Source organism: Pseudomonas sp. SC11 (genome assembly GCF_047039205.1).
In the GTDB taxonomy this organism is placed as follows: Bacteria; Pseudomonadota; Gammaproteobacteria; order Pseudomonadales; family Pseudomonadaceae; genus Aquipseudomonas; species Aquipseudomonas boreofloridensis.
Genome location: NZ_CP178183.1, coordinates 3,921,215 through 3,935,093, shown reverse-complemented (window position 1 = coordinate 3,935,093; position 13,879 = coordinate 3,921,215). Strand labels below are relative to the sequence as shown.

General features: G+C 62.5%; 13 protein-coding genes. 11 read left to right on the top strand and 2 right to left on the bottom strand.

Annotation, left to right across the window (positions count from 1 at the left end; translation table 11 throughout):
• Positions 1–172: 172 nt before the first annotated feature.
• From ACK2SD_RS17530 to ACK2SD_RS17520, 3 genes are all read left to right on the top strand, one after another.
• Positions 173–796, top strand: coding sequence for a glutathione S-transferase (locus ACK2SD_RS17530; RefSeq protein WP_412460448.1), 624 nt, complete (start codon positions 173–175; stop codon positions 794–796).
• Positions 797–942: 146 nt separating this feature from the next.
• A complete protein-coding gene (locus ACK2SD_RS17525; protein ID WP_029612975.1) occupies positions 943–1,875 on the top strand; it encodes an ABC transporter ATP-binding protein in 933 nt (310 codons plus the stop codon).
• Positions 1,872–2,651: an ABC transporter permease gene (locus ACK2SD_RS17520; RefSeq protein ID WP_029612976.1), complete on the top strand. Its 780-nt coding sequence runs from the start codon at positions 1,872–1,874 to the stop codon at positions 2,649–2,651. The genes ACK2SD_RS17525 and ACK2SD_RS17520 overlap by 4 nt, the downstream gene beginning before the upstream one ends.
• Here the strand turns inward: ACK2SD_RS17520 and ACK2SD_RS17515 are convergent.
• Positions 2,535–3,161 carry a DUF2062 domain-containing protein gene (locus ACK2SD_RS17515; protein WP_116887815.1) on the bottom strand — a complete coding sequence of 209 codons (627 nt, stop codon included), beginning with the start codon at positions 3,159–3,161 and terminating at the stop codon, positions 2,535–2,537. The two genes, ACK2SD_RS17520 and ACK2SD_RS17515, sit on opposite strands and share 117 nt — an antisense overlap.
• A gap of 143 nt (positions 3,162–3,304) precedes the next feature.
• On the opposite strand from ACK2SD_RS17515, the gene ACK2SD_RS17510 reads away from it, so the two are divergent.
• From ACK2SD_RS17510 to murB, 8 genes are all read left to right on the top strand, one after another.
• Positions 3,305–5,524 carry a DNA internalization-related competence protein ComEC/Rec2 gene (locus ACK2SD_RS17510; RefSeq protein WP_412460447.1) on the top strand — a complete coding sequence of 740 codons (2,220 nt, stop codon included), beginning with the start codon at positions 3,305–3,307 and terminating at the stop codon, positions 5,522–5,524.
• A gap of 113 nt (positions 5,525–5,637) precedes the next feature.
• The gene (locus ACK2SD_RS17505) at positions 5,638–6,273 is read left to right on the top strand and encodes a MotA/TolQ/ExbB proton channel family protein (protein WP_029612977.1); all 636 of its coding nucleotides are present in this window, start codon (positions 5,638–5,640) and stop codon (positions 6,271–6,273) included.
• The gene (locus ACK2SD_RS17500; protein WP_029612978.1) at positions 6,270–6,704 is read left to right on the top strand and encodes an ExbD/TolR family protein; all 435 of its coding nucleotides are present in this window, start codon (positions 6,270–6,272) and stop codon (positions 6,702–6,704) included. The genes ACK2SD_RS17505 and ACK2SD_RS17500 overlap by 4 nt, the downstream gene beginning before the upstream one ends.
• Positions 6,704–7,699 carry a tetraacyldisaccharide 4'-kinase gene (gene lpxK / locus ACK2SD_RS17495; RefSeq protein ID WP_412460446.1) on the top strand — a complete coding sequence of 332 codons (996 nt, stop codon included), beginning with the start codon at positions 6,704–6,706 and terminating at the stop codon, positions 7,697–7,699. Before ACK2SD_RS17500 ends, lpxK begins: the two co-directional genes overlap by 1 nt.
• Positions 7,700–7,740: 41 nt before the next feature.
• Positions 7,741–7,926, top strand: coding sequence for a Trm112 family protein (locus ACK2SD_RS17490; protein ID WP_029612980.1), 186 nt, complete (start codon positions 7,741–7,743; stop codon positions 7,924–7,926).
• Positions 7,923–8,687, top strand: a complete 765-nt coding sequence (kdsB, locus tag ACK2SD_RS17485) for a 3-deoxy-manno-octulosonate cytidylyltransferase (protein WP_029612981.1) — start codon at positions 7,923–7,925, stop codon at positions 8,685–8,687. Before ACK2SD_RS17490 ends, kdsB begins: the two co-directional genes overlap by 4 nt.
• The gene (locus ACK2SD_RS17480) at positions 8,687–9,151 is read left to right on the top strand and encodes a low molecular weight protein-tyrosine-phosphatase (protein ID WP_295483469.1); all 465 of its coding nucleotides are present in this window, start codon (positions 8,687–8,689) and stop codon (positions 9,149–9,151) included. Before kdsB ends, ACK2SD_RS17480 begins: the two co-directional genes overlap by 1 nt.
• Positions 9,148–10,167, top strand: coding sequence for a UDP-N-acetylmuramate dehydrogenase (gene murB, locus ACK2SD_RS17475; protein WP_412460445.1), 1,020 nt, complete (start codon positions 9,148–9,150; stop codon positions 10,165–10,167). The genes ACK2SD_RS17480 and murB overlap by 4 nt, the downstream gene beginning before the upstream one ends.
• An 88-nt stretch (positions 10,168–10,255) precedes the next feature.
• Here murB and rne read toward each other — a convergent pair whose 3' ends face one another.
• The gene (rne, locus tag ACK2SD_RS17470; RefSeq protein ID WP_412460444.1) at positions 10,256–13,552 is read right to left on the bottom strand and encodes a ribonuclease E; all 3,297 of its coding nucleotides are present in this window, start codon (positions 13,550–13,552) and stop codon (positions 10,256–10,258) included.
• Positions 13,553–13,879 lie beyond the last annotated feature (327 nt).

The following is a 13,879-nucleotide window of genomic DNA, read 5'->3' as shown; positions in this document are numbered from 1 at the left end:
CTTGGAAGCTAGGGCTCGAGGTATCCCCGCAAGCATAGACGCGCTGCGCAGGATGACTCGCTCTGAACAGTGACAGGGTATGGCTACAGGAGTTTCAGAAGAGCCCGCTACCGGTACAGAGGTCAGGCACAAGGAGTAGACTGGTCGGCTCTGCCTTCCTGAGGACGTGGTGATGATCAAGATCTGGGGTCGCAAGAATTCCAGCAACGTGCGCAAGGTGTTGTGGATCGCGCACGAACTGGGCCTGTCGTTCGATTCGATCGACGCTGGCGGCGCGTTTGGCATGGTCGACGAACCCTATTATCGCCAGCGTAACCCTAACGGCCTGGTGCCAATGCTCGAAGACGATGAACTGATACTTTGGGAGTCCAACGCCATCGTGCGTTATCTCTGTGCTGAATATGGCAGCCAGCAGGGTTGGTACTTGGATCAGCCGCGTCAACGCGCTCAGGCAGACAAATGGATGGATTGGACCACTTCATCCCTCGCTGCGCCATTCAGACCTCTGTTCTGGGGGTTGCTACGCACCCCCGAAGAGCAACGCGACTGGGTCGCCATCAACGCGGCGCACAAGCACTGCGCACAGTTGCTGTCCATTGCTGACCAGGCTCTGGCGACGCAACCCTATTTGACCGGTGAGCACATCGGTATGGGCGATGTTCCCTTGGGCAGTTTCGCCTACGCCTGGTTCGAGTTGCCCATCGAACGTCCAGAGATGCCTCACCTTGAGGCCTGGTACGAACGGTTGAAAGTGCGGCCGTCTTACCAGACAGCTGTTATGACGGCCTTGACCTGATCGAACACTCCAAGTGCTTCGATAGTCACTATCGATACGCATGACTGTACTTGTGCGGTCAGGCCTTGCACCATGGCCGCACCCTCTACTGCGCTGGCGCTCCAAGTCGGCGTGTTCCGAACCCTTTTTTCGGTACGTGATCTGCTATGAGTTCTGCTCTGTCCATCCGACAGTTGACCAAGACCTACGGCAACGGCTTCCAGGCCCTCAAGGGCATCGATCTGGAAGTTGCCGAAGGCGACTTCTTCGCCTTGCTCGGCCCCAACGGTGCCGGAAAATCTACTACGATCGGCATTCTCTCGACGCTGGTTAACAAGACCAGCGGCACAGTGAATGTCTTCGGCCACGATCTGGACCGCCAGCCTGCCGCGCTCAAGCGCAGCATCGGTGTTGTGCCTCAGGAGTTCAACTTCAACCAGTTCGAGAAGACCTTCGACATTGTCGTGACCCAGGCCGGTTACTACGGCATCCCGCCGAAGCTGGCCAAGGAGCGGGCCGAGCAGTACCTCACTCAGTTGGGGCTGTGGGACAAGCGTGATGTGCAGTCGCGTTCGCTGTCCGGCGGCATGAAGCGCCGGCTGATGATCGCCCGTGCATTGATCCACGAGCCGCGCCTGTTGATCCTCGACGAGCCCACTGCGGGTGTGGATATCGAGTTGCGCCGCTCGATGTGGAGCTTCCTCACCGAACTGAACCAGAAAGGCATCACCATCATCCTCACCACGCATTATCTGGAGGAGGCTGAGCAGTTGTGCCGCAACATCGGCATCATCGACCACGGCACCATCGTCGAGAACACCAGCATGCGCCAGTTGCTGGGCAAGCTGCACGTCGAAACCTTCGTGCTCGACCTGCGTCAGGATCTGATCGCCGCTCCGGTCCTGCAAGGTTACCCGTGCCGGCTGATCACGCCACACACGCTGGAAGTGCAGGTGGACAAGGACATTGGTATCACTGCGCTTTTCGGTCAGTTGGCGTTGCAGCGCATCGAAGTGCAAAGCTTGCGTAACAAGACCAATCGTCTCGAGGAGTTGTTCGTGTCCCTGGTTGAAAAAAACCTCTCGAAGGTGGCGGTATGAGTATCGAATTGCGGACCAATTGGGTCGCCCTCAACACCATCGTCTACCGTGAGGTACGTCGTTTCCTGCGCATCTGGCCGCAAACACTGCTGCCGCCAGCTATCACCATGGTCTTGTACTTCGTCATCTTCGGAAACCTGATCGGCCGGCAGATCGGCGACATGGGCGGCTTCACCTACATGGAGTACATCGTGCCGGGGCTGATCATGATGTCGGTGATCACCAACTCTTATGGCAACGTGGTGTCGAGCTTCTTCGGCAGTAAGTTTCAACGCTCCATCGAAGAGCTGATGGTCTCGCCGGTGTCGCCGCATACCATCCTGGTGGGCTATGTGCTGGGTGGCGTGTTGCGTGGTCTGGCAGTGGGCGTGATCGTGACGATCCTGTCGATGTTCTTCACCCATCTGCAGGTTCACCATCTGGGCGTGACGGTCGTGGTGGTGCTGTTCACCGCGACGATCTTTTCGCTGCTGGGCTTCGTCAACGCGGTTTTTGCACGGAATTTCGATGACATTTCGATCATCCCGACCTTTGTGCTGACACCGCTGACCTACCTGGGCGGGGTGTTCTATTCGATCAACCTGTTGCCGCCGTTCTGGCAGACCGTGTCGCTGGCCAACCCGGTGTTGCACATGGTCAACTCGTTCCGCTACGGCATTCTAGGGGTGTCGGATATCAGCATTGGCACCGCGATCACCTTCATGGTGGTGGCCACTGCACTGCTCTACGCACTGTGCATCCGACTCCTGGTCAGTGGGCGTGGCATGCGGGCGTGAGCTTCTGAGCTTGCGCCGACGCCACTGGCGACCGACCCACCAGCGCCAGTAGAACAGTGTGCTGAAGTAGGCGGCGATGCCCAGAAGTACGCCGCATACCACCGACCCCAGCAGGAAGGGCTGCCATACGGTGGAGAGCTGGTCGGTGATCCACTGAAAGGTCAACTCGTCTGGCAGCGTGCGCGGTGGCACTTGCATCAGCCAAGCCCCGGTCATGTAAGTGACGAAGAACACCGGTGGCATGGTCAGCGGGTTGGTCAGCCACACCAAGCTCACGGCAATGGGCAGGTTGCCCCGTACGGGAATGGCCAAGGCTGCAGCCAGCAGCATTTGCATGGGAATGGGGATCAGCGCCGCGAACAGTCCGACACCCATGGCACGAGCCACCGAATGGCGGTTCAGGTGCCAGAGGTTGGGGTCATGGAGTAATCGGCCGAAGAAGCGTAAGGATTTGTGTTCCCTGATGCTGGTCGGATCCGGCATGTAGCGTTTGAATAATCGGCGCGGCATGTAGGCCCCCGGGGCTGGAGTAGGGCGAGTATGCCGCGATTTCACCGCAATCTCGTTCAGAGTTTGTGACAATTATTGAGTGAGTTCTGTGGGCATTGGCGCCTAGGCTGCAGGGGCGTTGATGCTTGCGGAGCTCTATTTCTATGCGCACAGGGATGTTTGCGCTGGTGCTCGGGTTGTTGAGCCTGGGTTTGTGGCCTGCCTTGCCATCGGTCGGGTGGCTTTTCCTTCTGTCGTTGTTGGCGCTGTTGTGCCTGCGCAGCCGCGCCTGGCCGCTGGGCTGGCTGTTGCTGGGCGTGTGTTGGGCCTGCTGGTCGGCGCAGCAGGCCCTGGACGATCGCCTGGCCAGCGGTCTGGATGGCCGCACCTTGTGGTTGGAGGGCAGGGTGGTGGGGCTTCCGGCACACTCCGGCGGCACTGTGCGCTTCGACCTTGAGGATGCGCAGTCGCGGCGTGGTGCGCTGCCTCGGCACGTCCAGTTGAGTTGGTTCGGCGGCCCGACGATCAGGGCGGGTGAACGCTGGCGACTGGCGGTGACACTCAGGCGGCCGAGCGGTCTGCTCAACCCCCATGGTGCGGATCGCGAAGCGATGTTTCTGGCTCGTCGCATCGGTGCCACCGGAACAGTCAAGGCCGGCGAGAGGCTGGAGCCGGTCCGAGGCGGATGGCGGGATCGCTTGCGTCAGCGGCTGCTGGCAGTGGATGCGCACGGACGTGAATCGGTGCTGGCGGCTTTGCTGCTGGGGGATGGCTCGGGCTTGACGCGCACGGACTGGCAAACCTTGCAGGCCACTGGCACCGTGCATTTGCTGGTTATTTCCGGACAACACATCGGTCTGCTGGCAGGGCTGATTTACGGCGTCATTGCCGGCTTGGCTCGTCTAGGCGTGTGGCCTGGGCGCTGGCCGTGGCTACCTTGGGCGTGTGGTCTGGCGATGGCTTCGGCGTTGGGCTACGGGGCGCTGGCTGGATTCCAAGTGCCCGTGCAGCGTGCCTGCCTGACGCTGGCTACGGTGCTGCTCTGGCGTCTGCGCTTTCGCCACTTGGGCGCCTTCTTTCCGCTATTGCTGGCGCTGACCGGTGTGCTGCTGCTCGAGCCACTGGCAAGCCTGCTGCCAGGTTTCTGGTTGTCCTTCACTGCCGTGGCCACCTTGATCTACTGTTTCAGTGGGCGTCTGGGCCGCTGGCGTCCTTGGCAAGCCTGGAGTCGCGCGCAATGGGTGATCGCGATCGGTTTGCTGCCTGCATTGCTGGCGCTGGGCCTGCCGATCAGCCTCAGCGCCCCGTTGGTCAATCTGCTGGCCGTGCCCTGGATCAGCCTGGCTGTTTTACCTCTGGCGTTGCTCGGCACGGCCTTGTTACCGCTGACGGGCGTCGGCGAGAGTTTGTTATGGGCGGCCGGCGGGTTGATCGACATCATGTTCCGCACGCTCGGCCTGTTGGCCGAATGGCAACCGGCGTGGCTGCCTCGTCCCTTGCCGCTGTGGCGTTGGAGCCTGGTGTGTGCCGGTGCGCTGCTGCTGTCACCGCGCGGCGCGCCGCTCAAGGGGCTGGGGGCGGTGATGCTCCTGGCGCTATGGACGCCCCGCGATCATATCCCGCATGGACAGGCAGAGATCTGGCAGTTGGACGTCGGCCAAGGCCTGGCGGTACTGCTGCGTACGCGGCATCACAGCCTGCTCTACGACGCCGGGCCAGCCACCCGTTTCAGCGATCTTGGGGAAAGCGTGGTACTGCCAACGTTGCGCAAGCTCGGTGTCGATCAGCTCAATGTGATGTTGATCAGTCATGCCCATGCCGACCACGCGGGCGGTGCTGCGGCGGTGTATCGAGGACTGCCGATCGCGCGCGTGCTGGCAGGCGAGCCGCTGGCGCTGCCAGCCTCGCTGCAGGCGCAAGCGTGCGCCAGCGGCGAGCGCTGGGAATGGGACGGCGTGCATTTCTCGCTGTGGCACTGGCCGCAGGGCAAGAGCAGCAACGACCGCTCCTGTGTATTGTTGGTCGAGGCTCAGGGCGAGCGCTTACTGCTCGCTGGCGATATGGAGACGGCCGCCGAGCGCGTCTGGCTGAAAGAAAACGTATCGCCACGCATCGACTGGCTGCAGTCGCCGCATCACGGCAGCCGCAGTTCCTCCACCGAGCCGTTCATGCGCGCAACGGCGCCACGTGGCGTATTGATTTCCCGAGGGCGACACAACATGTTCGGTCACCCTCATCCCCAAGTGATCGAACGCTATCGACGGCATGGTGTGACCGTGCATGATACGGCTCTGCATGGCGCGTTGCGCCTGTCGCTGGGTGCCCATGGCGACGTCGAGGGGCTTGGTCTGCAAAGGCGTTTCTGGCGCGGGCCACCGTCCTGAACCTGCCTTAACGGCACTGGCTCAATCAACCTGAGGAAGCCCTGACCTCCGGCAGATGAGCGTCTGGCGCGCCTATGGTAGAGTGGCGACCATTTTCAGGGGGAATGCTTACTGTGTGGGAACTGGTCAAGTCTGGCGGCTGGATGATGCTGCCGATCATTCTGAGCTCCGTCGCTGCCATGGCGATCGTGGTCGAGCGCCTGTGGACCCTGCGTGCCAGCCGCGTCGCGCCCTCCCATTTGCTGGGGCAGGTATGGATGTGGATCAAGGACAAGCAGTTGACCAGCGACAAGCTCAAGGCGCTGCGTGCCGATTCTCCACTGGGCGAGATTCTTGCGGCAGGTCTGGCCAACTCCCGCCATGGCCGAGAGATCATGAAGGAATGCATCGAAGAGGCCGCTTCCCGAGTCATCCATGAGCTCGAGCGCTATATCAGTACGCTCGGCACCATCGCCGCCATGGCGCCTCTGCTCGGTCTGCTTGGCACAGTGCTGGGCATGATCGACATCTTCAGCGCCTTCATGGGCTCGCAGATGACCGCCAATGCCGCCGTGCTCGCTGGGGGTATTTCCAAAGCCTTGGTGACCACCGCAGCCGGTCTGATGGTGGGCATCCCCGCGGTGTTCTTCCATCGTTTCCTGTTGCGCCGCATCGATGAGCTGGTCGTTGGGATGGAGCAGGAAGCGATCAAACTGGTCGAAGTGCTGCAAGGCGACCGCGAGGTCGAGGTGGCCGGAGGCGATGCGTGAAGTTTCGGCGTAATCGACAGCGCGAAAACGTCGACATCAACCTGGCGTCGCTGATCGATGTGGTGTTCGTCCTGCTGCTGTTCTTCGTAGTCACCACTACCTTCACCCGCGAGACGCAATTGCGCGTGGAACTGCCCGAAGCGGCCAGCGGCGCGCCGGCGGTTGCCGATGACGCCAAACTGGTTGAGGTGACCATCAGCGCCGATGGGGTGTATTCAGTGAACAACCATCTGCTGCCCAAGAGCGATCTGGGCACTTTGACCGAGGCGCTCGAGCGCGAATCCGGCGGGGACAACACCCTGCCACTGGCCATCAGCGCGGATGGCAAGACCCCGCACCAGGCCGTGATCACGGCGATGGACGCTGCCGGCAAGCTCGGCTTCAGCCATCTGCGCATGACCACCGTCGAGGCGGCCCAGGGGACACCCTGATGAGCATCGCCGATCGTTTGCTTGCCGCCTGGTACGAAGGGCATCCGGCGTTGGCGCTGCTGCGCCCGCTCGAAGCGCTGTACCGGTGTGTCGTCACCCGCAAGCGCGTGCGCTTTCTGCAAGGGCAAAGCCCCAGCTACCGTGCACCGGTGCCAGTGATCGTGGTCGGTAACATCACCGTCGGCGGTACCGGCAAGACGCCTATGATCCTGTGGCTGATCGAGCATTGTCGGCGCCAGGGGCTCAAGGTCGGTGTGGTCAGTCGAGGCTATGGCGCCACGCCGCCCAGCTTGCCGTGGCGGGTCACGCCCGATCAACCCGCCTCGCAGGCCGGAGACGAACCGCTGCTGATCGTGCAGCGCACAGGCGTGCCGCTGATGATCGACCCGGACCGTTCGCGCGCTGTGCAGGCGCTGCTGGCCTGCGAGCCATTGGACGTGGTGCTCTGCGATGATGGCATGCAGCACTACCGGCTGGCGCGTGACCTGGAACTGGTGCTGATCGATGCAGCACGCGGCTTGGGCAATGGTCGTTGCCTGCCGGCCGGCCCCTTGCGTGAGCCTGTTGAGCGTCTGGCGCAGGTCGATGCGGTGCTGCACAACGGTGCTTCGTCCGATCCCGAAGGTGGTTTCGCCTTCGCCTTGCGCCCCAGCGCCCTGGTCAATCTACGCAGCGGTGAGCGGCGCGCGCTCGATTACTTCCCTCCCCGGCAAGCTGTCCACGCCGTGGCCGGCATCGGTAATCCCCAACGTTTCTTCAATACGCTGCTGGGACTAGACTGGCAGCCCGTACCTCATCCGTTTGCCGATCATGCTCAGTTCAGCGCGCAGACCCTCAGGTTCACGCCCGCGTTGCCGTTGGTCATGACAGAAAAGGATGCGGTGAAATGTCGAGATTTCGCAAGTGACGACTGGTGGTATCTGGCTGTCGATGCCGAACCTTCTCGCGCGTTCGTCGCTTGGTTCGATCGGCAACTCGACCGCCTGTTGCCTTGACCCCTTTCATTCTTTCGGCCTCCGGCCTCTAGGACACCCTCATGGACACCAAACTGCTAGATATCCTGGCCTGCCCGATCACCAAGAGTCCGCTCAAGCTCAGTGCCGACAAGACCGAACTGATCAGCAAGGCTGCTGGCCTGGCCTATCCGATCCGCGAGGGCATCCCGGTAATGTTGGAAAGTGAAGCGCGCACTTTGACTGACGATGAGCGTCTGGACAAATGAGTGTGACGTTCACGGTCGTTATTCCCGCGCGACTGCACTCCACCCGTCTGCCTGGCAAGCCACTGCTGCCGATTGCCGGTAAACCGATGGTGCAGCATGTCTGGGAGCAGGCCTGCAAGAGCAGCGCCAGTCGTGTGGTGATTGCGACCGACGACACCAGTATCGTCCAGGCGTGCCAGGCGTTTGGCGCTGAAGTGCTGCTGACCCGCGCCGACCATGAGTCCGGTACCGACCGACTGGCCGAGGTCGCCGCCCATTTGGGATTGCCCGCAGAAGCCATTGTGGTCAATGTGCAGGGTGACGAGCCGTTGATTCCGCCTTCGATCATCGACCAGGTGGCGGTCAATCTGGCAGCTCATCCGGAAGCGGGCATCGCAACCCTCGCCGAGCCGATCGACGAGCCGCAGACCGTGTTCAATCCCAACGCTGTCAAGGTGGTCAGCGACAAGCATGGGCTGGCCCTGACGTTCAGCCGGGCACCACTGCCCTGGGCGCGCGAAGCGTTCGCCCGTGATCGTGAGCAATTGCCCCATGACGTGCCCTATCGCCGACACATCGGCATGTATGCTTACCGGGTGAGCTTCCTTCAGGATTTCGTCGGCTGGGGGCCTTGCTGGCTCGAGCAGACTGAATCGCTGGAGCAACTGCGTGCGCTTTGGCATGGGGTGCGTATCCACGTGGCCGATGCGCTGGAGGCCCCGGCCGTCGGTGTCGATACCGCCGAAGACCTTGAGCGCGTGCGGCGCTTGCTGGAGGTATGATGCGTATCCTGTTCGTCTGCCTGGGCAATATCTGCCGGTCGCCGACCGCTGAGGGCGTGCTGCGCCAGCAGTTGCAGGCTGCCGGGCTTGCCGACCGCGTGCAAGTGGCCTCGGCCGGCACCGGCGACTGGCACGTGGGTAACCCCCCCGACAGCCGCACCTGCGCAGCTGCCCGGGCGCGCGGCTATGATCTCAGTGCGCAGCGCGCTCAGCAGGTCAAAGCGTCCCATTTCAGCGAGTACGACCTGATCCTGGCCATGGACGAGAGCAACCTGCGCGACTTGCAGGCCCTGCGTCCGAGCGGTACGAGGGGTGAGCTTGATCTCTTTCTGCGCCGCTATGGCGCTGCGCTGGATGAAGTGCCGGACCCCTATTACAGCGGCGCCGAGGGTTTCGAGCAGGTCCTCGACTTGATCGAGGCCGCGTGCCGTGAACTGGTGGTGGATATCAAGGGGCGGATATGACGATGCAGTGGCAGGAGCATGCGTCGCTCAAGCCGTTCAATACCTTTGGCATCGACGTCAAGGCGCGGTGGCTGGCACAGGCCCACAACGACGCGCAGGTGCGTTCGGCCTTGGAGAGTGCTATCCAGCGACAGATCCCGGTGCTGGTCATCGGCGGTGGCAGCAACATGCTGTTCACTCGCGACGTCGACGCCTTGGTACTGCACATGGCCAGCCGTGGTCGACGGATCTGTAGCGACGATGGCGAACGGGTCGTCGTCGAGGCCGAGGCCGGTGAGCCTTGGCATCCATTCGTCCAGTGGAGCTTGGCCCAAGGGCTATGCGGTCTGGAAAACCTGAGCCTGATTCCGGGTACGGTTGGTGCTGCTCCCATGCAGAACGTTGGCGCCTATGGGGTGGAGATCAAGGACGTCTTCGCCGGTTTGACGGCCCTGGATCGACAGACCGGCGAGTTGTGTGAGTTCACGCTCGAACACTGTGCGTTCGGCTATCGGGACAGTGTGTTCAAGCGTAACCCAGGCCGCTGGTTGATTCTGCGTGTTCGTTTTCTGCTCAGTCGCACGCTGAGCGCGCACCTGGATTACGGGCCGGTGCGCCAGCGGCTGCAGGAGCAGGGCATCGAAGCGGTGACGGCGCAGGCTATCAGCGATGCGATCAGCAGCATTCGCCGTGAGAAGCTGCCGGACCCTGCTGTGTTGGGCAATGCCGGCAGCTTTTTCAAGAATCCTGTCGTTTCAGTTGCCTTGGCTGAGCAGATTCGCACGCATTATCCGAACCTTGTGGCTTATCCACAGGCTGACGGTGGGGTGAAACTGGCGGCGGGCTGGTTGATTGAGCAAGCGGGATGGAAAGGCCATCGCGAAGGTGACGCAGGCGTGCACCGTTTGCAATCGCTGGTGCTGGTCAATCACGGTCTGGCCTCGGGCGCTCAGATGCAGGATCTGGCCCAGCGAATCCAGGCTGATATCCTCGAGCGCTTCGGTGTGGCGCTGGAAATGGAACCCAACGTCTACTAAGCCACGGCTACCTCTCGTGCTGGAACGTTGAATAAGAAAAGGCCCCGCCAGTTCGCACTGGCGGGGCCTTTTCATTCAGCCGACTGAATCAACCGTGGTGAGGCTTGTGCTCATTGTCGGAGGTTTCCAGTGCGGGTGCAGCGGCGGCCGCAGCGGCTTCAGCCTCGCGTTTGCGGCGACGTACCTCACGCGGATCGTTCGGTGCACGACCGTTCGACAGCATGACAGTCGAGGCTGGCGCCACGGCTGGTTCTTCGACCACTGCCGTTTCGGCTACGGCAGGAGCGGGCTCTTCGGCAACTGCAGGCGCGGCAGGGGTAGCAGCGGAAGTCTCGACTTCGGGCTCGACCGCAACCGGTTCGACCGTTGCAGCCTCGACGGAGGACGCGGGCACGTCTTTGCTTTCGACGACCGGGGCCTTCTCAGCGGCGACCACTTCCACGGCCGGTGCTTCAAGGGCTGGCGTCTCAGCAGCCGTTTCCGGCTCGCTGGCAGCGAGGTGTGCTACCGGTTCAGGCGCGACCTCGACAACTGGCTCGACGCTCGGCTCAACCCCTGCGACAGGCTCGCTGAACGGCTGTTCAACGACTGGCGCAATAGTAACGTCCTCAGCCTTGACCTCAGCCGGTTGCGGCTGCATCTGAGTCTGCTCGACGGGTTGAGCTGCTTCGTGCTGCTCGGTCTCGGCGACAGCGGCAGTCGCGCGCTCGGCTTGCTCATTGGCCTGGGCTTCGGCATTGGCGCTGACCGCGCTGGTAGCCACAGCGGCAGTTACCGCCAGGCCTGCAGCCAGTTCGGCGCCCAGTTCTGTAGCCTTGTGCTGCTGAGCTGGCTGCTCTTCGCTGCCTTCTTCCTCGCTGCCTTCGATCAACTCGCCATTGGCGTTGCGCTGGCGCTCGCGGCGATTGCTGCGACGACGTTGACCGCGCGAACGACGACGTGGGCGCTCGCCATCGGTGCTTTCCTGATCGTCCTGCAGGTGCTCTTCGTCAGGCAGTTGCTCTTCGCTGGTCTCGGCGGCTTGTTCGGCAGTGCGTGGCTGACGCTCTTCGCGCGGCTGGCGTGGTTGGCGTTCCTCGCGCGGTGCGCGCTCTTCGCGAGCTGGGCGCTCCTCACGTGCGGCCTGCTCTTCGCGGGCCGGACGCTCTTCGCGCACAGCAGCGTGCTCTTCTCGCGGAGCACGCTCTTCACGGGTTACACGTTCTTCGCGAGGAGCACGTTCTTCGCGCGGTGTGCGTTCTTCGCGAGGGGCACGTTCTTCACGTGATGCGCGTTCTTCACGTGGCGCACGCTCTTCACGGGCCACACGCTCCTCACGAGGGGCGCGCTCTTCACGGGCCACCGCAGGGGTGGCATCCAGCGGCTCGCGCAGTTCGCGCACGCGCTCTTCGCGGCTGCCACGGCGATCTTCACGCGGTTGGCGCGACTGGCGCTCTTCGCGAGGGGCGCGTTCTTCACGAGGGGCACGCTCTTCGCGCGGCTGACGCTCTTCACGAGAGGTGCGCTCGCTGCGCTCTTCACGCGGCTTGCGTTCTTCGTCACGACGGCCGTTACGATTGCGGCTCTGCTGACGACCGTTGCGGCGCTCTTCGTTGCGCGCGGTGCGCTCGGTGGCAGGTTTCTGCACAGTGGCGGCCGGTGCGACGACGGGCTCTTCCTTCCCGGCGAACAGGCTGACCAGCGACTTGACCAACCCCTTGAACAGGCTCGGCTCCGGGACGGCGACGGGTGCTGGAGCAGGCGTCGGCGTGCTTGGCTGCTCTTCGCTAACGGTCGGCGTCGGTGCGTTGGTGCGGGCCGGCGCAGTCTTCACGGCGGCTTCCTGGCGCACCAGTGTACGGGTGGCGGTGGGTTGCGGCGCTTCTTCGGTCTCGCTGGTGGCGATCTCGTAGCTGGATTGGTTGGTCAGCACGTCCGGGTTGTCGTCGCGCAGGCGCTGGACTTCGAAGTGAGGGGTTTCCAGATGATCGTTGGGCAGGATGATGATGCGCGCACGGGTGCGCAGTTCGATCTTGGTGATCGAGTTACGCTTCTCGTTGAGCAGGAACGCGGCAACCGGAATCGGCACCTGGGCACGCACCTCGGCGGTACGGTCCTTCAGTGCTTCTTCCTCGATCAGGCGCAGGATGGCCAGCGACAGGGATTCGACGTCGCGGATGATGCCGGTGCCCGAGCAGCGTGGGCAGACGATGCCGCTGCTCTCGCCCAGCGATGGGCGCAGGCGCTGGCGAGACATCTCCAGCAGGCCGAAGCGCGAGATGCGGCCGACCTGTACACGGGCGCGGTCGGCTTCCAGGCATTCGCGAACACGTTCTTCGACGGCGCGTTGATTCTTGGCTGGCGTCATGTCGATGAAGTCGATGACGATCAGGCCGCCGATGTCACGCAGACGCAGTTGGCGGGCGATTTCTTCGGCCGCTTCCAGGTTGGTCTGCAGGGCAGTTTCCTCGATGTCGCTGCCTTTGGTGGCGCGCGCCGAGTTGATGTCGATCGAGACCAGTGCTTCGGTCGGATCGATGACGATGGAACCGCCGGATGGCAGGTCAACCACACGTTGGAAGGCAGTTTCGATCTGGCTTTCGATCTGGAAGCGATTGAACAGCGGGACGCTGTCTTCGTACAGCTTGACCTTGCTGGCGTACTGCGGCATGACCTGGCGGATGAAGGTCAGTGCTTCTTCCTGGGCATCGATGCTATCGATCAGCACTTCACCGATGTCCTGGCGCAGGTAATCGCGGATGGCGCGGATGATGACGTTGCTTTCCTGGTAGATCAGGAAGGGCGCGGCGCGGTCAAGGGAGGCTTCCTTGATGGCGGTCCACAGTTGCAGCAGGTAATCGAGGTCCCACTGCATTTCTTCGCTGCTGCGGCCAAGGCCAGCGGTGCGCACGATCAGGCCCATGTCGCCCGGTACGGTCAGGCCGTTGAGGGCTTCGCGCAGTTCGTTGCGTTCTTCGCCTTCGATGCGACGAGAAATACCGCCAGCGCGTGGGTTGTTGGGCATCAGCACCAGGTAGCGGCCGGCGAGGCTGATGAAAGTGGTCAGGGCTGCACCCTTGTTGCCACGTTCTTCTTTCTCGACCTGGACAATGACTTCCTGGCCTTCGCTCAGGACTTCCTTGATGTTGACACGGCCTTCAGGGGTCTTCTTGAAGTACTCGCGGGAGATTTCCTTCAACGGCAGGAAGCCGTGACGTTCGGAGCCGAAGTCGACGAAAGCGGCTTCGAGGCTGGGTTCGATGCGAGTGATCTTGCCCTTGTAGATGTTGGCCTTTTTCTGCTCGCGGGCACCGGACTCGATGTCCAGGTCGTAGAGGCGTTGGCCATCCACCAGTGCTACACGCAACTCTTCGGGTTGAGTCGCGTTAATCAGCATTCTTTTCATGTTGTACCGTCGGTTTCCGGGCTGCCGGAAACGGCGTTCGGCACACACGACGTCTCATGGTCGGTGCCAAGGTGCGCAAAGGGTGGCATGCCACCCCCGTGTCCAGCGACGTTCGGCACCAGCCGGTTGCCCAGCCTGCCGTTGTCGCGACGACGCGTCCTGTTTGCTGCGGTGCCTATCGCACTCAGTCAGGAGGAGGAATCAGCCGAGGGCCGTGGACGCCTCTGGGGCGTCTGCAAACACCGGTTCCGCTCGCCGGGCCAATACAGTGGGCCGGTGCCGGCCGTGCTTCACGGTCCGGGCTGTACATCTCCACCCTGCACGTAT

Excerpts from the sequence above, each read along its gene's own strand:
- kdsB (WP_029612981.1), top strand. The coding sequence starts at position 7,923 with ATGAGTGTGACGTTCACGGTCGTTATTCCCGCGCGACTGCACTCCACC.
- ACK2SD_RS17510 (WP_412460447.1), top strand. The coding sequence starts at position 3,305 with ATGCGCACAGGGATGTTTGCGCTGGTGCTCGGGTTGTTGAGCCTGGGT.
- murB (WP_412460445.1), top strand. The coding sequence starts at position 9,148 with ATGACGATGCAGTGGCAGGAGCATGCGTCGCTCAAGCCGTTCAATACC.
- lpxK (WP_412460446.1), top strand. The coding sequence starts at position 6,704 with ATGAGCATCGCCGATCGTTTGCTTGCCGCCTGGTACGAAGGGCATCCG.
- ACK2SD_RS17490 (WP_029612980.1), top strand. The coding sequence starts at position 7,741 with ATGGACACCAAACTGCTAGATATCCTGGCCTGCCCGATCACCAAGAGT.
- ACK2SD_RS17480 (WP_295483469.1), top strand. The coding sequence starts at position 8,687 with ATGCGTATCCTGTTCGTCTGCCTGGGCAATATCTGCCGGTCGCCGACC.
- ACK2SD_RS17515 (WP_116887815.1), bottom strand. The coding sequence starts at position 3,161 with ATGCCGCGCCGATTATTCAAACGCTACATGCCGGATCCGACCAGCATC.
- ACK2SD_RS17520 (WP_029612976.1), top strand. The coding sequence starts at position 1,872 with ATGAGTATCGAATTGCGGACCAATTGGGTCGCCCTCAACACCATCGTC.
- rne (WP_412460444.1), bottom strand. The coding sequence starts at position 13,552 with ATGAAAAGAATGCTGATTAACGCGACTCAACCCGAAGAGTTGCGTGTA.
- ACK2SD_RS17525 (WP_029612975.1), top strand. The coding sequence starts at position 943 with ATGAGTTCTGCTCTGTCCATCCGACAGTTGACCAAGACCTACGGCAAC.
- ACK2SD_RS17530 (WP_412460448.1), top strand. The coding sequence starts at position 173 with ATGATCAAGATCTGGGGTCGCAAGAATTCCAGCAACGTGCGCAAGGTG.